Source organism: Halorarius litoreus (assembly GCF_024362405.1).
GTDB classification, from domain to species: Archaea; Halobacteriota; Halobacteria; order Halobacteriales; family Haloarculaceae; genus Halorarius; species Halorarius litoreus.
Map to the genome: position 1 here is coordinate 347,175 of NZ_CP101454.1, position 17,266 is coordinate 364,440.

22 protein-coding genes and 1 tRNA gene are annotated in these 17,266 nt (G+C 68.6%); 9 read left to right on the plus strand and 14 right to left on the minus strand.

Annotated elements, in window-relative coordinates; genetic code table 11:
* Nucleotides 1-19: 19 nt before the first annotated feature.
* Entirely contained in the window at nucleotides 20-1,015 is a 996-nt protein-coding gene (locus NL126_RS01845) for a lysylphosphatidylglycerol synthase transmembrane domain-containing protein (RefSeq protein ID WP_255197200.1), read from the plus strand.
* 51 nt (nucleotides 1,016-1,066) lie between these two features.
* On the plus strand, nucleotides 1,067-2,044 hold the full coding sequence (locus NL126_RS01850; RefSeq protein WP_255197201.1) for a PrsW family intramembrane metalloprotease: 978 nt from the start codon (nucleotides 1,067-1,069) through the stop codon (nucleotides 2,042-2,044).
* Here the strand turns inward: NL126_RS01850 and NL126_RS01855 are convergent.
* The 4 genes from NL126_RS01855 to NL126_RS01870 all read right to left on the minus strand — a co-directional run bounded on the left by NL126_RS01855 (nucleotide 2,036) and on the right by NL126_RS01870 (nucleotide 4,208).
* Entirely contained in the window at nucleotides 2,036-3,022 is a 987-nt protein-coding gene (locus NL126_RS01855) for an aldo/keto reductase (protein WP_255197202.1), read from the minus strand. The two genes, NL126_RS01850 and NL126_RS01855, sit on opposite strands and share 9 nt — an antisense overlap.
* A 44-nt stretch (nucleotides 3,023-3,066) precedes the next feature.
* Entirely contained in the window at nucleotides 3,067-3,297 is a 231-nt protein-coding gene (locus tag NL126_RS01860; RefSeq protein WP_255197203.1) for a DUF8028 family protein, read from the minus strand.
* Between the two features lie 200 nt (nucleotides 3,298-3,497).
* Nucleotides 3,498-3,746 carry a hypothetical protein gene (locus NL126_RS01865; protein WP_255197204.1) on the minus strand — a complete coding sequence of 83 codons (249 nt, stop codon included), beginning with the start codon at nucleotides 3,744-3,746 and terminating at the stop codon, nucleotides 3,498-3,500.
* 39 nt (nucleotides 3,747-3,785) lie between these two features.
* Complete coding sequence (locus NL126_RS01870; RefSeq protein WP_255197205.1) at nucleotides 3,786-4,208, minus strand: DUF8009 family protein; 423 nt, start codon at nucleotides 4,206-4,208, stop codon at nucleotides 3,786-3,788.
* A gap of 75 nt (nucleotides 4,209-4,283) precedes the next feature.
* On the opposite strand from NL126_RS01870, the gene NL126_RS01875 reads away from it, so the two are divergent.
* On the plus strand, nucleotides 4,284-4,511 hold the full coding sequence (locus tag NL126_RS01875) for a DUF7543 family protein (RefSeq protein ID WP_255197206.1): 228 nt from the start codon (nucleotides 4,284-4,286) through the stop codon (nucleotides 4,509-4,511).
* Nucleotides 4,512-4,556: 45 nt separating this feature from the next.
* Nucleotides 4,557-5,600, plus strand: coding sequence for a S66 family peptidase (locus NL126_RS01880; protein WP_255197207.1), 1,044 nt, complete (start codon nucleotides 4,557-4,559; stop codon nucleotides 5,598-5,600).
* Here the strand turns inward: NL126_RS01880 and NL126_RS01885 are convergent.
* A complete protein-coding gene (locus NL126_RS01885; protein WP_255197208.1) occupies nucleotides 5,584-5,997 on the minus strand; it encodes a DUF7522 family protein in 414 nt (137 codons plus the stop codon). The two genes, NL126_RS01880 and NL126_RS01885, sit on opposite strands and share 17 nt — an antisense overlap.
* A 109-nt stretch (nucleotides 5,998-6,106) precedes the next feature.
* Between NL126_RS01885 and NL126_RS01890 the strand changes: the two genes are divergently transcribed.
* A complete protein-coding gene (locus NL126_RS01890) occupies nucleotides 6,107-6,715 on the plus strand; it encodes a DUF7504 family protein (protein ID WP_255197209.1) in 609 nt (202 codons plus the stop codon).
* On the opposite strand, the gene NL126_RS01895 is transcribed toward NL126_RS01890, so the two are convergent.
* The 4 genes from NL126_RS01895 to NL126_RS01910 all read right to left on the minus strand — a co-directional run bounded on the left by NL126_RS01895 (nucleotide 6,702) and on the right by NL126_RS01910 (nucleotide 8,620).
* The gene (locus NL126_RS01895; protein WP_255197210.1) at nucleotides 6,702-7,115 is read right to left on the minus strand and encodes an acyl-CoA thioesterase; all 414 of its coding nucleotides are present in this window, start codon (nucleotides 7,113-7,115) and stop codon (nucleotides 6,702-6,704) included. The two genes, NL126_RS01890 and NL126_RS01895, sit on opposite strands and share 14 nt — an antisense overlap.
* Before the next feature lie 42 nt (nucleotides 7,116-7,157).
* Nucleotides 7,158-8,060 (minus strand): ADP-ribosylglycohydrolase family protein, encoded by a 903-nt coding sequence (locus NL126_RS01900; protein ID WP_255197211.1) that lies wholly within the window; start codon nucleotides 8,058-8,060, stop codon nucleotides 7,158-7,160.
* A gap of 42 nt (nucleotides 8,061-8,102) precedes the next feature.
* Entirely contained in the window at nucleotides 8,103-8,246 is a 144-nt protein-coding gene (locus tag NL126_RS01905) for a hypothetical protein (protein WP_255197212.1), read from the minus strand.
* A 239-nt stretch (nucleotides 8,247-8,485) separates the two neighbouring features.
* Nucleotides 8,486-8,620: transfer RNA gene (locus NL126_RS01910), tRNA-Met, on the minus strand.
* A 97-nt stretch (nucleotides 8,621-8,717) separates the two neighbouring features.
* Between NL126_RS01910 and NL126_RS01915 the strand changes: the two genes are divergently transcribed.
* Nucleotides 8,718-9,686, plus strand: coding sequence for a DUF7115 domain-containing protein (locus NL126_RS01915; protein ID WP_255197213.1), 969 nt, complete (start codon nucleotides 8,718-8,720; stop codon nucleotides 9,684-9,686).
* 1 nt (nucleotide 9,687) lies between these two features.
* Here the strand turns inward: NL126_RS01915 and NL126_RS01920 are convergent, their stop codons facing one another.
* Nucleotides 9,688-10,224 carry a CPBP family intramembrane glutamic endopeptidase gene (locus tag NL126_RS01920; RefSeq protein WP_255197214.1) on the minus strand — a complete coding sequence of 179 codons (537 nt, stop codon included), beginning with the start codon at nucleotides 10,222-10,224 and terminating at the stop codon, nucleotides 9,688-9,690.
* Between the two features lie 245 nt (nucleotides 10,225-10,469).
* Nucleotides 10,470-10,832, minus strand: a complete 363-nt coding sequence (locus tag NL126_RS01925; RefSeq protein ID WP_255197215.1) for a DUF5830 family protein — start codon at nucleotides 10,830-10,832, stop codon at nucleotides 10,470-10,472.
* Between the two features lie 81 nt (nucleotides 10,833-10,913).
* Here NL126_RS01925 and NL126_RS01930 point away from each other — a divergent pair, with 81 nt between their 5' ends.
* Entirely contained in the window at nucleotides 10,914-11,567 is a 654-nt protein-coding gene (locus NL126_RS01930; protein ID WP_255197216.1) for a TVP38/TMEM64 family protein, read from the plus strand.
* A 1-nt stretch (nucleotide 11,568) separates the two neighbouring features.
* On the opposite strand, the gene NL126_RS21990 is transcribed toward NL126_RS01930, so the two are convergent.
* On the minus strand, nucleotides 11,569-11,682 hold the full coding sequence (locus NL126_RS21990; protein WP_350355476.1) for an HVO_2523 family zinc finger protein: 114 nt from the start codon (nucleotides 11,680-11,682) through the stop codon (nucleotides 11,569-11,571).
* A 101-nt stretch (nucleotides 11,683-11,783) separates the two neighbouring features.
* Between NL126_RS21990 and NL126_RS01935 the strand changes: the two genes are divergently transcribed.
* Complete coding sequence (locus NL126_RS01935; protein WP_255197217.1) at nucleotides 11,784-13,238, plus strand: molybdopterin-dependent oxidoreductase; 1,455 nt, start codon at nucleotides 11,784-11,786, stop codon at nucleotides 13,236-13,238.
* Nucleotides 13,239-13,268: 30 nt separating this feature from the next.
* Here the strand turns inward: NL126_RS01935 and NL126_RS01940 are convergent, their stop codons facing one another.
* A complete protein-coding gene (locus NL126_RS01940) occupies nucleotides 13,269-16,388 on the minus strand; it encodes an adenosylcobalamin-dependent ribonucleoside-diphosphate reductase (RefSeq protein ID WP_255197218.1) in 3,120 nt (1,039 codons plus the stop codon).
* 403 nt (nucleotides 16,389-16,791) lie between these two features.
* Between NL126_RS01940 and NL126_RS01945 the strand changes: the two genes are divergently transcribed.
* Nucleotides 16,792-16,992 (plus strand): DUF8029 family protein, encoded by a 201-nt coding sequence (locus tag NL126_RS01945; RefSeq protein ID WP_255197219.1) that lies wholly within the window; start codon nucleotides 16,792-16,794, stop codon nucleotides 16,990-16,992.
* Here the strand turns inward: NL126_RS01945 and NL126_RS01950 are convergent.
* The gene (locus NL126_RS01950) at nucleotides 16,989-17,255 is read right to left on the minus strand and encodes a YgaP family membrane protein (protein ID WP_255197220.1); all 267 of its coding nucleotides are present in this window, start codon (nucleotides 17,253-17,255) and stop codon (nucleotides 16,989-16,991) included. The two genes, NL126_RS01945 and NL126_RS01950, sit on opposite strands and share 4 nt — an antisense overlap.
* Nucleotides 17,256-17,266: the final 11 nt, after the last annotated feature.

Consider the following 17,266-nt stretch of genomic DNA (forward strand, 5'->3'; position numbering starts at 1 on the left):
ACGGCACCCATCCCCACCCATGCGTCGCCGGCTCGCGCTCCTCGTCGCGCTCCTGTTGCTGACACTCCTGGTGCTCGCGGTGGGCCCACGCGCCGTCCTCGCGGAACTCGCCGCTGCCGAGCCGTGGCCACTCGTCGTGGGCGCGCTCGGGAGCCTCGGGGCGCTCGCCGCGTGGAGCGAGGCCCAGCGCCGACTCCACTGGGCGGCCGGTGCATCGGTCCCGGCGCCCCGGTTCTTCCGTGGCTACCTCGTCGGCGTCTTCGGCAAACAGGTTCTTCCGGGCGGACAGATCGCGGGCCCGGCCATCGTCGCGTACGCCGTCGGCCGCGAGACCGACCTCCCCTACGAGGCAGACCTCGCGGCCGCCACCGTCGGCAAACTCCTCGGGACGCTCGCAGCGGTCGTTCCGGTCGCCGTCGGCCTCGCCGTCGTCGCCGTCCCCCAGACCGTGGCTCGCCCCGCCGTGGTCGCCCTCGGGGTCGTCACGCTCGGCGTGGTGGGAGTGGCTGGCGGCGTCCGCGCCCGCCCGGACCACCTCGCCGCCGGGTTCAGACGGCTCGGCGCGGTCCTCCACGCGACGCTCGGCCGAGTTTCGACGCACCTCCGCGACCGAACGACGCCCGAGGCGGTCGACGCGACCATCAGCCGGGGACGACGCACCCTCGGCGTCGTGGGCGCCGACCGCCGGGCGCTCGCGGTCGCCTACGGCTTCACTGCCGTCGGCTGGGGACTCTACGCGGTCGCGCTGTGGGGCGCAGCCACCGCCGTCGGACTCGCACTCCCGCTGACGGTCGCGCTGTTCGTCGCCCCCGTCGCCTCGCTCGGGACGCTCGTCCCCCTTCCATCAGGCGTCGGCGGCGTCGACCTCGTGCTCGGCGCGCTCCTCGTCGCCTTCACGGGTGCGGGGGTAGCGACGACGGCGGCCGCCGTCCTCCTCTATCGCGTCCTCGTGGACGTGGTGCCGGCACTCGCGGGCGCCGTGGCGGGGCTGACGGCGATGGGGGACGAGCGCTGACTCCGGCCAACCACCAACGCATTTCAGTCCTCGGTGAGACGACACGACCGTATGGGTGACAGCGACACCGACCCGGTCGCGGCTCACTCAGAGGAAGAGACCTACGAGGTGACCGGCTGGACGCCCCGCACGCGGCTCGACAGGGCGGCGGTGGGGCTCCACGGGCTCCTGCGCCGCGGAGGCGGCGCACTGCTCGTCCTCGTCGCGGTCGCGCTGCTCGCCGGACAGCTCGGCATCATCGGCTTCGCCATGCTCCAGGAGCCGACGCTGGGGGCGCTGACGCTCCTCTCGATCGTCCCCGCGGTCGTGCTCGTGGGCGCCATCTGGTACGAGAACGAGACGATGCGCGAGCCGTGGTCCGTGCTCGCCGCGACGTTCCTGCTGGCGGTGGTGTTCGCCGCGTTCGCGGCCGTCGTCAACTCCGCCGCAGGCCCGGTCATCAAGGGGCTCGTCCCGGTCGTCGGGACGGCGCTCTACTTCTTCGTCGTCGTCGCGCCCGTCGAGGAGACGGTGAAGTGGCTGGCGACCCGCGTCTACGCGTTCAACACCGACTCGTTCGACGCGGTCATCGACGGCGCCGTCTACGGAGCGGTCGCCGGCCTCGGCTTCGCCACCATCGAGAACGCCCTCTACATCACGCAGGCGGCCATCCAGCAGGGCACCATCGCCAGCAGTGCGGCCGTCGAACAGGCGCTCGGGGCGGCCACCACCCGCTCGTTCGTTGGGCCGGGCCACGTCGTCTGGTCGGCCATCGCGGGCTACTACCTGGGGCTCGCGAAGTTCGCCGACGAGAACGCCGGCCCCATCGTCGTGAAGGGACTCCTGGTGGCGGCGCTCGCCCACGCGACGTACAACACGCTCGTCAACTACCTCCCCGCACTCGGTATCGAGCTCTCCGGTGGACTGTTCTTCCTGTTCGTCGTCGCCTACGACGGCGTGTTCGCCTACTACCTCTACCGGAAGCTCTCGAAGTACCGTGACGCCTACGACGCCACGGTGGACGGAACCGAGACTGCCGCCTCAGACTAACGACGGCGGCGTCTTCGCGTCCGCGAGCCGCTCGTACTGGTCGTCAGTCAACTCGACCGCTGCGGCCGCGAGGTTCTCCTCCAGCTGCTCGACGGTGCGCGCGCCGACGATGGGCGCGGTGACCTGTTCGTGGTGCATGAGCCACGCGAGGCTCACCTGTGCGGGGGAGGCGTCGACCTCGTCGGCCACCTGTTCGACGACGTCGAGCGCGTCGAAGTTCGCTTCGGTCAGATAGCGGTCGGCGAACGTGTCGTTCTCCGCGGCGCGAGTCCCCTCGGGAATCTGCTCGCGGTCGTACTTCCCGGTGAGAACGCCGCCGCCGAGCGGCGACCACGGACACATCCCGATGTCGTACTCGGCGCAGGCGTCGACGTAGTCGTACTCGACCTCACGCGTGACGAGGCTGTATCGCGGCTGGGCGACCGTGAAGGGCTCGTACCCTTCGCGGCGGGCGAGCTCGTTCGCCTGCGCGATGCGCCACGCGTTCGGTTCGAACGTCGACGTCCCCAGGTAGTGGACCTTCCCGTCGCGGACGAGCCCGTCGAGCGTCCGCATGAGCTCGGCGGCGGGCGTCGCGTCGTCCCAGCGGTGGATGTACAGCAGGTCGAGGTAGTCGGTGCCGAGCCGGTCGAGCATCAGGTCGATCTGCCGGCGGATGTGCTTGCGGGAGAGGCCGCGGCCGTTCGGGTCGTCCTCGCGGGTCGGCCAGTACACCTTCGAGGCGAGCACGAACTGGTCGCGGTCGCGGTCCGCGAGCCAGTCGCCGATCCACTGTTCGCTCAGGCCGCCGCCGTACACGTCGGCGGTGTCGATGAAGTTGCCACCCGCGTCGGCGTACGCCGACAGCAGGTCCAGGGCTCGCGCCCGATCGATTTCGATCTCGCCGTCGTCGTTCTCGCGACCGTATCGCCACGTGCCGAAGCAGAGTTCCGAAACCTGTGTGCCGGTGCTACCGAGTGGGACGAAATCCAGCGCCATACCGGACAAAGACGGGGGAACCTATTCAATTCGGGGTTGCGCGCCTACTCCCGCTTGTGGTCGTGGCCGACGAGGAGGGCGACGACGTTCGCGAGCAGGAGCCCGGCGAACAGCAGCAGGCTGGTGGTGTTCTCGAACCCACCGAACAGCATCGGGAGATACACGAACGGCAGGAGGATGGCTGTCCAGAACGCGAACGCTTCGACGGGACGGCGCAGGAGTCGCGCCGCCCGCGAGTCTCGCAGGGTTTCGCGGACTTGGGTGGAGGGACTCATCGTTGACATGGGCGCTTCGTCCATCCGTATGATAGCTACTGGCTTATAGCCGGCAGAGCCTTCGTTTCGTTTCAGTCCGTTTTACTATCAGCATAGAGACTGCGTACGATGTTTCACGACGGCAGCAGAATCCGCGAGACGTTTTAAAGAGCCCAGAGAAGAGTTTGTGGACGAACGTCGAGAAGCCGGTGATGAACCTGTCAGTGGTCGTCGAGTGCCGCCCGGAGCCGCTCGCGCTCGTCGGCCGAGAGGTCGGCGGCGGCTTCGGCGGCAAAGGGGCTCGCGAGGAGGGTGGCGAACGCCCGATGTGTCTTCTCGCGGACGCGGTCGACTGCCTTCTCGGTCGCCTCGACCGACTGGCCGCGGCGTTCGGCGATCTGTTCGAGGTCGTGGCCCTCGGCAAGCAGGTCGGCGACCCGCTGCTCGCCCGTCGAGAGGATGGAGCGCATAGTCGTCGTTCGGCCGCGGGCACCAAATACGCGACGGCGTCACCCGAGCCGCCGAACCTCGACCTCGTGGGGGCCCTGTAGCGTCTCGATGGTCGCACGGTCGCGGATGGCATCGCGAACCGCCCTCCGCCACGCCGCGACTGCCGCCTCGTGGCGCTCGCGATGCCGCTCCGACGAGTACGAGGCGTCGGGGTCCGCACGCAACTCGTCCTCGGTCGTGTCCGGGTCCGGAAACGCCGGCGCGTCGACGAGCCGCTCGGGTTCGACGTGGAGCGGCGCGGGGTCGCCGTACGGCGACTCCCGGCCCGCGAGGTGGATGCGCGCGCGCATCCGGCCCGTGAACGGCGGCGTGACGCGCAGCACTGCGCCCACGTCTCGGCGAGCGTTCGCCTCCAGCGCCGAGACGATGTCGTCGGTGTGGATGGCCAGCACCCGGATGACCGTCGGGTCGTCGGACTGCACGCCCGGAGAGGCGGGCGGCGAGACAATGAGCGTTCGGCTCGCGGGGCTTTTGATGCACCCCCACGACGACCGGTTGTGAGCTGGGAACGGACCGCCGACACCGAGACACGTATCGAGTGGGAGCGGTCGGACGGCTACGCCCGGGTCGTCGCCCGCCGCACCGCGAGCGGCGACTGGGCGGTCAGCCTCGACCGGCTGGAGCAGGCCCCTGAGGGCGAGACGTACGCCCACGAGACCGTTGGCTCTCGCGACGACGCCGTCGACCGCGCCGAGGCGTGGACCGCCGAACACGACATCGACTGACACGGCGGGGAAAACGTTAGGGGAGTCGCAGTCGCAGCCGGCGACATGGCAGTCACCACCCCGCCACCGCTCGAACCGGGGAGTCGCGTGGCGGTCTGTCGCCCCGCCGCGGCGCCCGCCGAGGGAACGTACCCCGAGCACCTGATCGACCTCGGCTTCGACCGCCTCCGCGACGAGTTCGGACTCGAGCCCGTCGCGTACGACAGCCTCCACGCGGACACCCGCGAGCTGTTCGACCACCCCGAGCGACGCGCTCGGGAGCTCGAACGCGCGTTCCGCGACCCCGACATCGACGGCGTTGTGGCGGCCATCGGCGGCAACGACCAGATTCGCCTGCTCCCACATCTCGACCCCGAGGTGTTCCGCGAGCAGCCGACCCGCTTCTACGGGACGAGCGACAACACCTCGGTCGCGGCGTTCCTCCGCGAGCAGGGTATCGTCTCCTTTTACGGCGGGACGCTGTTCACCGACGTCTGTGAACCCGGCGACATCGACGAGTACACCCGCGAGTACCTGGAGCGGGCGTTCTTCGAGGGCTCGCTGGGCGAGATTGCGGACCCCGAGCGGTTCAGCGACGAGGACCTCGACTGGCACGACCCCGCGAACCTCGACCGCCAGCCTGAGTACGAGGCGAGCGAGGGCCGTCGCTGGCACGGCACCGGGTGCGTCGAGGGGCGAACGTGGGGTGGCTGTCTCGAGGTTCTGAACAGCCACCTCGCCACGGACCGCGCGCTCCCCGAGGACACCGAGGGCTCGGTCCTGCTGCTCGAAACCTCCGAGGAACTCCCGGGGGCGGGCGAGGTGTGGCGCACCCTGATGGCGCTGGGAGAGCGTGGCATGCTCGACGTCGGGGCAGTGCTCGTCGGGCGGGCGAAGGCCCGCGCGTTCGGAACCGAGCGTTCGGCCGACGAGCGGGCGGCCTACCGGGAGCGACAGCGCGACGCCGTACTGGAGGGAGTCCGCGAGTACAGCGAGGACGCCGTCGTCGTGACGGACGTGACGTTCGGCCACGCCCGGCCCGTCGCGCCGCTTCCTGTCGGCGGGCGTGTGGTCGTCGACGCCGACGAGCGGACTATTCGGTTCCCATGACCGGTTCGACCGCGTCGATGACGGGCTCGACGTCCGCGTCCGGCGCGAGCGCGACGTACAGCCCCTCGTCGGCCGCGAGCATACGGAGGAGCGTCAACCCCTCCATCCGGGTGACGATGGCGCGGACGCGGCCGGCGTTCGGCAACAGCGTCTTCTCGTAGGTGTCGCGCTCGAGGAAGTCCATGTTGAGATGTGCGAGCACCCGGTCGTAGTGGCGCTGGAGGTGGTCCTCGTCGCGGTAGAGCTCGACGATCTCGTCGGCGACGAACAGCGGCCGATGGGCGTCGCTGGTGAACTCGACGAACGAGAGCAGGTCGTCGCCGACGACGTCGCGGGCGGCCTCCATGGCCGCCACGCCGTCGAAACTCGCGAGCTCCGAGGGTCCCGTGAGCGGCATTGCAGCGTGGTACCACACCGGTCGTCAAAAGTCGTGTGGTGCGCAGGCAGGTCCCGTCGAGCGTGCCGACGAGGGAACTATATGCTCGCCGTTGGAAGGTGGAGTCGAGATGGGCGAGGGAACGAAGGCACTCGACGAGTTCACCGTCGGCTCGAACGTCCTGTTGCTCGGGCCGGCAGTCGACGGCGAGGTCGACGACGGCTGTAGGCGGCTGCTCCACGGTGGCCCCGACGTCGACCGACGCTCGATGCTCGTCGTCACCTTCACGCTCTCGCCGCGGCAGTGGGTCGACCGCTGGGACGACCACGTCGGCGAGCGCCCCCGAGAACTGATCGTCGTCACCACGAGCGACACGTTCGGCGGCCCGAACGCCGACACCGACGTCGACGGGAACGTGCAGGTCGAGTACCTCTCGAGCCCGGGCGATCTGACGGGGCTCGGGATGATCATCAGCAAGTACCTGGAACGCTGGCACGCCGAGGACCGGCGGATGGCGCTGTGTTTCGACTCGCTGACCGCGCTGCTCCAGTACGAGGAGCTCCACAACGTCTACCGCTTCCTCCACCTGATGACGACGCGACTCGCGGGTGCCGACGCCCACGCGCACTTCCATCTCGACCCGGCGACACAGGACGACAAGACCGTCTCGACGCTCTCCTCGACGTTCGACGCACTCGCCCGCTACGACGACGGCGACTGGGACGTCAGGAGTCGCTGAACCCCTCGAACGACGCGATGCGCTCGCGCCAGTCGTCGGGGATGGGCCGCGACGACGCGTTCTCGCTGTCGTAACACACCAGCGTCGTCTCGCCCGTGGCCTTCCGCTCCCCGCCGGCCGTGACGGCGTACTCGATCGGGAAACTGGACGTGCCGAGCGACGGCACCCGCGAGTGGATGCGCGCGGGGTCGTCGGCCATCGTCATCGGTCGCTCGAACTGTATCTCGACGTCCGCGATGACCATCTCCTCCTCGTCGAGTCGCGCGTCGAGCACGTCGCGGAAGTACGCCGTCCGCGCCTGTTCGAGGAACGACGCGTAGACGGCGTTGTTGACGTGGTTCATCGGGTCCAGGTCCCGATAGCGAAGCGAGATGTCGACGTGATGGTTGAAACCCTCCATACTCGAAGGGCGCCCAGCACCACAATCGGGGTTTCGGTTCCCTCAGTCGAACGTGCCGGTCGCCAACTGCTCGCCGAGCTCGCGGAGTTCGGTCGTGTGGCCGACCGTCTCGACCCATCGGTCGGGGAGGTCGCTCGCGCCGAACCGTGCGCCGACCACCGCACCGGTCACGGCACCGACCGTGTCCGTGTCCTCGCCCATGTTCACCGCGGCGACGATTCCCTCCTCGGCCGACTCGGCGGTGAGACCGTGGTACAGCGCCGTCTGCAGTGTGTGGACGACGTAGCCGCTCGACCGGAGTGTCGATGGTCGTGTGGGGAGGGTGACGAGCGCGTCGTGGAGTTCCCCGGGCGCGTCGACGCGGTCGAGCGCTGCTGTGAGCGGGTCTGCGTCGTCGCGAGCCAGTCCCGCGAGCGTCAGGTTCAGCACAGCACAGCCGGCGGTGCACCGCGGGTCCGCGTGGGTGATGGTCGACGAGCGCTCGCTCACCTCGGCGAGCCGGTCGGCGTGGTCGGCGTACGCGATGGCGTGAGGCGCACACCGCATGACGCTCCCGTTGCCGGCGTTCGAGCCCTCCGAGCGAGCCTCCCAGACGCGCCGCCCCGCCGTTTCGGGCGCTGTGCCGTCGCGGATGTGCCGGATCGCGTCGGCGGTCATCAGCCCCACGTCGAACGGCCCGCTCTCGAGCCAGTCGACGAACCGCTGGCCGATGTCGTCGGGGTCGAATCGACTCAGTTCGACGAGGCTCCGGGCGAGACACAGCGCCAGTTCGGTGTCGTCAGTGATCGTCCCGGCGGGCTGGCCGTGGGTCCCGTGACCGAGCATTTCGCGGACAGTGCCGTGGGCTCGCTCGATGCTCGCTGCAGAACGAAACTCGACAGGGCGACCCAGTGCGTCCCCGCACGCGAGCCCGAGTAGGATTCCGGCCGCACGCTCGGTGTCCATACGCACGGTCGTTCGGGCGACGCCATCAACCCCCAGGGGACCCTACAGCCCGCTCTCCAGATACGAGACCGCACAGTCGACCGAGCAGAAGTCGCTCTCGAACCGCATGTAGGTGTGGTTGTGGGTGAGTTCGATCCACTCCCCATCCCGCGAGAACTGCTCTTCACAGCGCGCACAGTGTGGCATCGGATTCGTGTACGCTCGCCAGCAACGAATACCGTTCGGTGGGTGAGACGGTAGCAGGGCCCTCTCACGTGTGGTCTCGAACAGAAGTACCCAGAAAGCTTCCGAACCACCGGGCGACGCCACGGAGTCTTGCGTGCCTGACACTCACCTCGGTCGTAGCGGACCAACCGGGGTCGTCGTTCCCGGCCAGATTCACGGCACGACCGCTCACACGTCGGTCGCGGTCGTCGACAAAATCATGGCCGGGGTGGGCTCCGAACCCACGATCTCCGCATGTCCCAGGTTTCCAGGCTCGGCAAAGCCTGGGGAGACATGGTGTTGCCGAACTCGAAACCCTATGAGTGCGGCGCTATGTCCAGCTAAGCCACCCGGCCTGTCTCGCCGTAATCCGGAGACGGACTTGAACCTGTCTATCTTTCCTTGCCAGAGCAGCCCCGCGGTTTTAAGCCACGGCGCGGCTACGCCACGAGCATGGACGTCCCACCGCTCGTGCGCGAGCGTCTCGACGGCGAGTCGGTGCTCACGCGCGTACCACTGGGGGGCGACGACGCCGTCTTCGTCACCCCGACCCGGACGCTAGTCTACCGGGCAGAAGGACTGCTCTCCGACGAATCCGTCGCGGCGTACCCCCACGACGTCGAACGGCTCGACGTCTCGCAGGGGCGTCGCAAGTCCACGTTCACGCTCAGCTACGTCGACACCAGCGGGAAGTTCACCGTCCCCGCCGACCGCACCGACGACGTGCTCGCGCCCGTCTTCGGCGGCGTGCTCGCGGCCGCAGGAATCACCGACGACGGCGAGCGCGTCCGCGACGTGTACCGCTTCTCCGAGCTCACGCTCGCCGTCACCGACGGCCATCTCGTCAAACACGTCGGGAACGTGTTCTGGGACGACGACTACGAGCTGTACGACTTCGACGACGTGACCGGCATCGACGCCGAGGAGGGGAGCGTCGCGACCCAGCTCGTCGTCGAACTCGACAGCCGCCCACACCGAGTGAAGGTCCCGTCCGAGCAGGCCGCAGTCGTCCGCCGGACACTCCAGTCGGCCGTGTTCGCCCACCACGACGTCGACTCCATCGAGGCGCTCCGCGAGAAGCAGGGCGTCGTCGACGAGCCGGCGGTGGACCGCAAGGCGGCGTTCGAGGAGTCCGGTATCGAGCCACTCGTCGACGACAGCCAGAAGAGCGACCCCGACGCCGGGTCCGACGCCGACTCGAACGCGTCCGGCGTCGAGGAGCCCGAGGAACCCGACACCCCCATCGACCGTGTGGGCGACACGGCCGACCCCGGCGTCGCCGAGCCAGCCGCCGGCGACCTCGACGAAGTGCTCGAACGACTGAACGCGCTCGAGACGGCCGTCGACCGCCAGAACGAACTCATCGAGCGGCAGCAGGAGACCATCCAGACGCTCGTCGCCGAGCTTCGACGCGGCCGGTGACTCACACGGCGCCGAGATAGAGCAACGCGAAGCGGACCGTGTTGATGAGACCGTGGCCGACGACCGTTATCCAGAGGGTCCGCCCACTTCTGAGGTAGATCCAGCCGAACAGCACGCCGAACGCGCCGTTGCTGAGGATGCCGACCGGGCCCTCGGCGACGTGGACGACGCCGAACGCCGCGCCGGCCAGCAGGATGGCCCCCCACCGGCCGACCCGAGTGTGGTCGACCAGCCGCGTGACGAGGAACGCCCGGTAGAACAGCTCTTCACCGAACGCGATGGTCGTCCACGCGAGCCCGACCATCAGGAGGAACAGCGGCAGATTGCCGTCGAGCGGGTTGAACCGGCTCTGGTCGAGTGCCGGGAGCGTCACCCCGACGGCCTGCAGGAGCCCGACGACGAGTACCTGGACCGCGACGAACACGACGATGGCCGCGACGCCCGCACCCACGCCGAGCGCAGCCGTCTTGCGGCGGCGCTCGGGGCGCTGGAGGCCGAGCGCCCGCCAGCCGCTGCCTGCTGGCGGAGCAGTACCCATCCGAGGCCGATGGCGAGCACGTAGCCGAGGTTGACGAGCGCGCCGCCGAGGAGCGTCGTCAGGCCGACCAGCGTCCCGGCGACGCCCAGCACCACGATGGGGAGCGCCACGACGACGATGTCCCGTACCGGACGTGGGTGAGCGAACGCACCGGCTCGTGACGGGATGCCTGCCATTTCCCGTCGGCAATGCGCTGCGGTCGAGAGAAACCGTCCCGTCGAGTCACAGCCGGAGCCCGCCCGGACTCACTCGCGGCCCGTCACCTTCCGGATGCACGAGGAGCCGAACGGCCCGTGTTCGCCCGCCTCCAGGTTCATGAAGTAGCCCGTGGAGATGCTCGCCCCACATCGCCGGCAGGTGAACTCCCCCTCCTTCGTGACGACCTCCGCCTCGAACGAGAGGAACGTGCCCCTGTTGGGACGGACGGTCGCGCCGTCGCGCTCGATGACGCCTCTCGCCTCGGCCCTGTCGAGGATCTCGCGGGTCGTCTGTGGGTCGCGCGTGATGGTCTCGATGCGGTCGATGACCTCGGGGAGCGCGAGCTCGGCGTGCTCGAGCCGTTCGAGGAGCTGGACACCCAGCTCGACCGGGTCCTCGACGTCGCTCACGCTCTCGTACTCCGCTGCCGTGCCCGATAAGCGTTTACGCCGGACCACAAGACGTTTGCCGGGCGCCGGGAACCTCCGGACATGCAACGGGCGACCGCACGCCAGCTGGTCGGGCTCGCGCTCCTCGGCACCCTGGCGCTCGTCGCGGCGCTCACGCTGTCGCCCGAGACGGTCGCCCGCCGGGTCACCGCCCTCGCGGCCGACCCGTGGACGTTCGCCGCGGTGCTCACGCTCGCGTACCTCTGTCGACCGCTCGTCGCGTGGCCCATCAGCGTCCTCTCCGTCGTGGTGGGGTTCGCGCTCGGCCCCGCAGGCGTGCCGCTCGCACTCGGCGGGGCCGTCCTCACCTGTCTCCCACCGTACCTCCTCGCGCGCCGGCTCGGCCACGAAGCAGGACTCCTGGGCACGCTCGGCGAACACGGTCGCCACTACTTCACCACGGCGGGTGACCTCCGTGGCGTCGCTGCTGCCCGCCTCGCGCCGTTCCCGGCCGACCCGGTCTCGTACACCGCCGGGCTCGCGGGCGTCCCGCTCGGCCGCTACGCGCTCGGGACCGCCCTCGGCGAACTGCCGTGGGTCACGGCGGCGGTGCTCGTCGGCGCGTCGGCCGAGACGCTCACCACCGAGGGCATCCACGGTGGCCCCGCGCTCGTCGTGGGGGCGACCGGCCTCGCAGTGCTGCTGTTGTCGGGACCGGCGTACCAGTTGCTCCGGAAACGGGGCGTCGTCCGCTGAGTCAGAAGGTGAACGGGTCAGAACAGTCGACGACGGGGCCGTGATTGGGACAGACGTACTTGCAGTGCCGCTTGAACAGTTCGCTGTCGCACATCGGACACGTCGGCCCCTCCATACAGCGCTCCTCGGACGCCCCCACCTCAACGCTTGCTATGCGGGAGAGATTCTAGACGGAGTTCGGTCAATCCTCTTGTGTAGGTCGTGCCTCTCTACGGTATGCAACGGCTTCGCTCGTGGCTGCTCCAGTCGGTCGCCGCCGGCATCGCCGGGGTCGCCGGCGCGTACGCCGTCGCCGGGTTCATGCCAGCGTTCATCACCGGCACCCTCGCCGCGTACCTCGCGCGGGTCACGCCCGGCGTCGTCGTCACCTTCGCCATCACCGTCCTCGGGGACCTCGGGAAACTGCTCTCGGTCGTCGGCGCGCTCGTCCTCTCGGTCCTGTTGTTCGCCAGTCTCGCGCTGCTCGCACTCGCCATCGGCGATGCGGTCCGGTCGACGGTGCTCGCGCCCGTCGTCGCCGCCGCCGCGGTGTTCGGTGTCGGGACGCTTCTCACCGGTGCGCCCCTCGCGTCGCTCGTCGGAGGCGCGGCCGCGGGGCTGGTGCTCGCCGCGGCGCCCATCGCCGACCGCGTCGACGTGGGCGAGGTGTCGCCCGCCCGGCGACGGACACTCGGGACCATCGGGGCGGCGCTCGCGGCCGTGGGCATCGGCTATCCCCTCGGAGTGGCCCGGACTCCCCGCGACGAGAACGGCGAGGTGACCGACCCCGAGGTGAGCGCGCTGCTGCGCGAGGCGGGCGACAAGTCGCTCGCCGTCGAGGGCCTCGAACCGCTCGTCAGCGACGAGTTCTACCAGGTCGACATCAACGCCGCCGACCCGACCATCGACGCCGACGACTGGACCCTGTCCGTGACGGGCGCCGTCGAGACGCCGTTCGCGGTGACGTACGACGAGCTTACGTCGATGGAGTCACGGGAGGTGTTCAACACGCTCCGCTGTGTCGGCGAGAGCCTCAACGGGACGAAGATGGACAACGCGCTGTGGACGGTCGTCCCGATGACGCCCATCCTCGAACGCGCGGGCGTCGACGACCAGTGCTGTGTGATGCTCCGGGCTGCCGACGGCTTCTACGAGGAGTTCCCGGTGGCGGCGCTCAAACGTGGACTGCTCGCCTACCGGATGAACGGGCGCCCGCTCCCCCGCGGACACGGCCACCCCGTCCGGGCGCTGATTCCTGGGCACTGGGGCGAAATCAACGTGAAGTGGGCGACCGAGATGGAGATCCTCGACCGGCCGGCCGAGGGCTACTGGGAGATGCGCGGCTGGCACGGCACCGGCCCGGTCAACACCGTCGCGAAACTCCACGTGACGAACCGACTGGAGGGGAATCGCATCCAGGTCGCGGGCCACGCCTACGCCGGCACGCGAGGCATCTCGGCCGTCGAGGTGTCGACCGACGGCGGTCGGACGTGGAGCGACGCGACGCTCTCGGAACCGCTGCCCGGTGCAGACGTGTGGCGACAGTGGGCCTACGAGTACGATTCGCCGGGCGAACGCCACGAGGTCGTCGTCCGCGCCATCGAGGCTGACGGGACGGTCCAGTCCGCGGAGCAAGCCGGACCGTTCCCGAACGGGCCGAGCGGCTGGGTGCGCCGGGAGCTACAGGGATAAGAAAGAACGGAAAACGGGCAGTCGCTCAGTTCAGCACTCGGACCAGCCGCAGCCCTGACAGGTCTTGCAGCCCTCGCTCATCGCGAGCGACATCGCCCCGCACTCGGGGCATTCGGGTGACTCGCCAGCGGCGAGCAGGGAGTCCGTCGCATCCGTCTTCGCCGCCGCGCCGCCGTCGGTCTCCTTCTCGACCGGCTCGCGGTTCGGGTCCGACTCGGTCTTCGACTGTGCCGTGTCCGCGGCCTCCGAGAGGCTCTGCTGCTGCGGGTACGGCTTGTCGATCTCGTCGTCGAGGTAGCGCTGGAGCGCCGTGCCGATGGCGTCCGGGATGGAGTTGATCTGCTCACCCTTGTCCCACGCGACCTTCGGCGACCGGATGCCCCGAAGTTCGCCGGCGATCTCCTGCGGGTCGACACCCGAGCGCAGCGCCGTCGAGATGGTCTTGGCGAGCGCCTCGGTGAACGAGGCCGTGAAGCCACCGGAGTTGCCGATGGTCGCGAACAGCTCGAACGGTCGCTCGCGCTCGGCGTCCTCGTTGATGGTGACGTAGAGCTTGCCGTAGCCCGTGTCGATGCGCTGGGTGACGCCGTGCAGGAGGTCCGGACGGGACTGCTTCTCGGCGTAGACGTGCGGCTCGACGTCGAACAGCTCGTCGAAGTCGGCTTCGAGCGCCGCTGCGACCTGCTCGTTGTCGAGGAACCCTTCGACGCCGCCGAAGATCTCCTCGATCTTCTCGACGATGAGTGCCGCAGCCTCGTCTTCGTCCATGTCCTCGGAGAACTCGGCGTTGTCTGCTCTCGTCGTGAGCACCTGCTTCGAGCGCGTGCCGTCGCGGTAGACGGTGACGCCCTTCCCGCCGTTGTCGTAGATGTAGCGGTACACCTCGTCCATGTCCTCCTTCGAGGCGGAGTTCGGGAAGTTACAAGTCTTCGAGATGGCCGAGTCGACGCCCTCCTGACAGGCACACTGCACGGCGGCGTGCTGTTTGCCCGTCAGGTCGGCTGTGATGACGAACAGTTCACCGATGGCGTCCGGCACCGTCGAGAGCCCCTCGACGCCGTCGAACTCGTTTGCCGCCATCTGCTCCTGGGCCTCGCGCTTGACGGCGTCGATGTCGATGTCGTTCGCCTGCAGCGTGCGCAGGAAGTAGTCGTCGAACTCGACGAGCATCTCGTCGCCCTGGACGTCGTCGGAGACGTTCTTGTAGTAGGCGACGTTGTAGATGGGCTCACAGCCGCCCGTCGTGTTCCCGACCATCGAGGTCGTGCCGGTCGGCGCGATGGTCGTCGTGTTGTGGTTGCGAACCGGGAAGCCGTCTGCCCAGTCGTCCGCATCCAGACCGGTCTGCTTCTCGAACCACTCGCGGTACTCCGTGGGGTTGGCGTACTTCGAGTCGGCCCAGTCCTCGAAGGGACCGCGCTCCTCGGCGAGTTCGTGGCTGGCCCACTTCGAGCCGTGGTTGATGTGGGTCATCAGCTGGCGGGCGACCTCGTTGCCCTCCTCGCTGCCGTAGGGGATGCCGAGCTGGATGTAGAGCTGGGCGAGCCCCATAATGCCGAGACCGATCTTCCGCATCTCCCGGACCTTCTGTTCGATCTGGGGGACCGGGAAGTCGGACATCGTGACGACGTTCTCGAGGAAGCGCGTGCCGAGTTCGATGCGTCGGTCGAACTCCTCGACGTCGATGGCCTCCTCGAGGAATGCGTCGACGGCCTCGGCGTGGGTGTCGTACTCGTCGGCGTGCTCGGCCGACCAGACACGCCAGTCGGGGGCGTCGAGATCCGCGAGCGTCGAGAGGTTGATGTGCCCGAGGTTACAGGCCTCGTACTCCTCGAGCGGCTGTTCGCCACAGGGGTTCGTGGCGAGGATGCGGTGGTCGGGGTGCTTCTCGACGTCGAACGAGTGCTCCTTGTTGACGCGCTCGAGGTAGATGACGCCCGGTTCGCCGTTCTCGTGGGCGCCGTCGACCATGCGGTCCCAGATGAGCTGGGCGTCGATGGCGAGCGGCTCGCCGACCTCGACCTCGTCGCCGAGGCCGTACCGCGAGTACATCTCCTTCGTCTCCTCGCTGGCGATGTGGGGCTTCTCGGTGCGGGGGTTCTCGAAGACGAACTCCTCGCCGTTGTAGAGCGCCTCCATGAAGTCGTCGGTGACACCGACGGAGATGTTGAAGTTCGAGAGGTGGCCCTCGACAGCATTGCGAAGGTGCTTGGGGACGCGGCCGTCCTCGTCGATGAGGCCGCGTGCTTCTTCCAGGGCCTCGGAGAACGTGGTGTAGGTGTAGTCGTCGGGGTCGTTGAGGCGCAGGCAGTGCGCGAGCGAGACGTCCTTGTTCTTCGAGTGGATGAACTCGATGACGTCCGGGTGCGAGACGCGCATGACGCCCATCTGGGCGCCGCGGCGCGTGCCACCCTGCGCGATGGTTTCGCACATCTGGTCGAACGTCTCCATGAACGTCATCGGGCCGCTGGCGATGCCGCCGGTGGAGCCGACGGCGTCACCGAAGGGGCGGAGCTTCCAGAAGGCGTAGCCCATGCCGCCACCGGACTGGAACACCTCGGCAGCCTCCTTCGCCGTCTGGTGGATATCCGTGAGGTCGTCCGCCGGCGAGTCGACGAAACACGCCGACAGCTGCTGGAGTTCGTCGCCCGCGTTCATCAGCGTCGGCGAGTTCGGGATGAAGGAGAGCTGTTCCATCAGCTCCTGGAACTCCCCGGCTTTGGTCTCGACGTGGTCGCGGATCCCGTCGGGGAGCTCCGGGACGACCGTGTCGTAGGCGAACTTGTTGACGTTGTAGACGGTCAGCGTGGTCTCGGCGTCGTCCTCGGCCGTGGTGCCGGCGCCGAAGACCTCGGCGGCGAGCTCGTCGCGCCGCGGGTGGTCCGGCTTGAGCTGGGCCGGCGTGACGGTGACCTCGACGCCGCGGCGCTCGCTCTCGAAGACGGCCTCGGCGAGCGCGATGTTCTTCGCGACCCGCGCGAAGAGGTCCTCCTGAGTTTCGATCAGGTCCCCGTTGTGGTCCTTGCGGAGGTAGCGGGCGGGGAGGATGTTGTTGTAGGCGTTGCTCGTGAGGCGCTCCTCGAGCGTGTCGCCCTCGGTTCGTTTGATGGGGAGCGAGAGTTCGTCGGCGGAGAGGTCCGCGTCCGACATCACTCTGCCCTCCGGCCGTGTACGGCCTCGTACCCGGCGATGCTGCTGTTCACGTGGAGATGTATCGCGTTCATTCGTAACGGCGGTTTCGTTCTGCGGCGACCCCTATAACCCTGGGGATTGCGGGCGTTCGTGTCCGGCTGTCGATGGGGAACTGTAGGCACTGCTCGTTGTTCAGGGTGCGCCTTCCCCGCGCGTGGCGCGCGTGACAATACGACTCTCGTTCGCGGTTCAACATAAGGGTGCGTAGACCGGAGTGAAAGTAGACATCTCGACTCGAAATTCGGGGCCCCTCACCCAGGTCCAGAGCCGAAGCGAAGGGGGGTTGATTCGACTCGGAACCGCCTGAGACCAACCGTCGATGGCCGCCGCGTTTAAATCAGAGGCGTGAGTCTCGTCGGGTATGGACCTCGTGGCCACTCCGCTCCAGCTCATCCCCGAGTTCGGGATCCCCGGCATCCTCAGTACCCTCGTCATCGTCGTCATCGCGCTGCTGGTGGCGCGTGTGCTCCTGAACGTCGCCGTGAAGGTTGCCATCGTCGCGGCGATCGTCGTCGGCGTGCTCTGGTTCTTCGGGCTGCTGCGGTTCATCCCGTTCCTCTAGCGATAGCTGTTCCGGCCGATCGCCTCGTTCACCGGACACTTCTGGGTCTGCCCCGTGACGAACAGCACGCCCGAGAGCAGCATCGCCGTGGCCGCGACGATGGCGACGGTCGTCTGCGTCGCGGTCCACAGCTCGGCGAAGTAGGCGTACAGCGCCCAGATGGCGACGACGAGCAGCACGCTCCCGAAGGCGAACCGCGCAGTGCGCTCGCGAGCACCGACGTTGTAGTCCATCCACCATTCTACGTGGCGAGTGAACTTCATTACAACGGCGC

Bases quoted from the DNA above. Each gene is read 5' to 3' on its own strand.
- NL126_RS01845 (WP_255197200.1), top strand. From the start codon at position 20: ATGCGTCGCCGGCTCGCGCTCCTCGTCGCGCTCCTGTTGCTGACACTC.
- NL126_RS01850 (WP_255197201.1), top strand. From the start codon at position 1,067: ATGGGTGACAGCGACACCGACCCGGTCGCGGCTCACTCAGAGGAAGAG.
- NL126_RS01855 (WP_255197202.1), bottom strand. From the start codon at position 3,022: ATGGCGCTGGATTTCGTCCCACTCGGTAGCACCGGCACACAGGTTTCG.
- NL126_RS01860 (WP_255197203.1), bottom strand. From the start codon at position 3,297: ATGAGTCCCTCCACCCAAGTCCGCGAAACCCTGCGAGACTCGCGGGCG.
- NL126_RS01865 (WP_255197204.1), bottom strand. From the start codon at position 3,746: ATGCGCTCCATCCTCTCGACGGGCGAGCAGCGGGTCGCCGACCTGCTT.
- NL126_RS01880 (WP_255197207.1), top strand. From the start codon at position 4,557: ATGGCAGTCACCACCCCGCCACCGCTCGAACCGGGGAGTCGCGTGGCG.
- NL126_RS01885 (WP_255197208.1), bottom strand. From the start codon at position 5,997: ATGCCGCTCACGGGACCCTCGGAGCTCGCGAGTTTCGACGGCGTGGCG.
- NL126_RS01890 (WP_255197209.1), top strand. From the start codon at position 6,107: ATGGGCGAGGGAACGAAGGCACTCGACGAGTTCACCGTCGGCTCGAAC.
- NL126_RS01895 (WP_255197210.1), bottom strand. From the start codon at position 7,115: ATGGAGGGTTTCAACCATCACGTCGACATCTCGCTTCGCTATCGGGAC.
- NL126_RS01900 (WP_255197211.1), bottom strand. From the start codon at position 8,060: ATGGACACCGAGCGTGCGGCCGGAATCCTACTCGGGCTCGCGTGCGGG.
- NL126_RS01905 (WP_255197212.1), bottom strand. From the start codon at position 8,246: ATGCCACACTGTGCGCGCTGTGAAGAGCAGTTCTCGCGGGATGGGGAG.
- NL126_RS01915 (WP_255197213.1), top strand. From the start codon at position 8,718: ATGGACGTCCCACCGCTCGTGCGCGAGCGTCTCGACGGCGAGTCGGTG.
- NL126_RS01920 (WP_255197214.1), bottom strand. From the start codon at position 10,224: ATGGGTACTGCTCCGCCAGCAGGCAGCGGCTGGCGGGCGCTCGGCCTC.
- NL126_RS01930 (WP_255197216.1), top strand. From the start codon at position 10,914: ATGCAACGGGCGACCGCACGCCAGCTGGTCGGGCTCGCGCTCCTCGGC.
- NL126_RS21990 (WP_350355476.1), bottom strand. From the start codon at position 11,682: ATGGAGGGGCCGACGTGTCCGATGTGCGACAGCGAACTGTTCAAGCGG.
- NL126_RS01935 (WP_255197217.1), top strand. From the start codon at position 11,784: ATGCAACGGCTTCGCTCGTGGCTGCTCCAGTCGGTCGCCGCCGGCATC.
- NL126_RS01940 (WP_255197218.1), bottom strand. From the start codon at position 16,388: ATGTCGGACGCGGACCTCTCCGCCGACGAACTCTCGCTCCCCATCAAA.
- NL126_RS01945 (WP_255197219.1), top strand. From the start codon at position 16,792: ATGGACCTCGTGGCCACTCCGCTCCAGCTCATCCCCGAGTTCGGGATC.
- NL126_RS01950 (WP_255197220.1), bottom strand. From the start codon at position 17,255: ATGAAGTTCACTCGCCACGTAGAATGGTGGATGGACTACAACGTCGGT.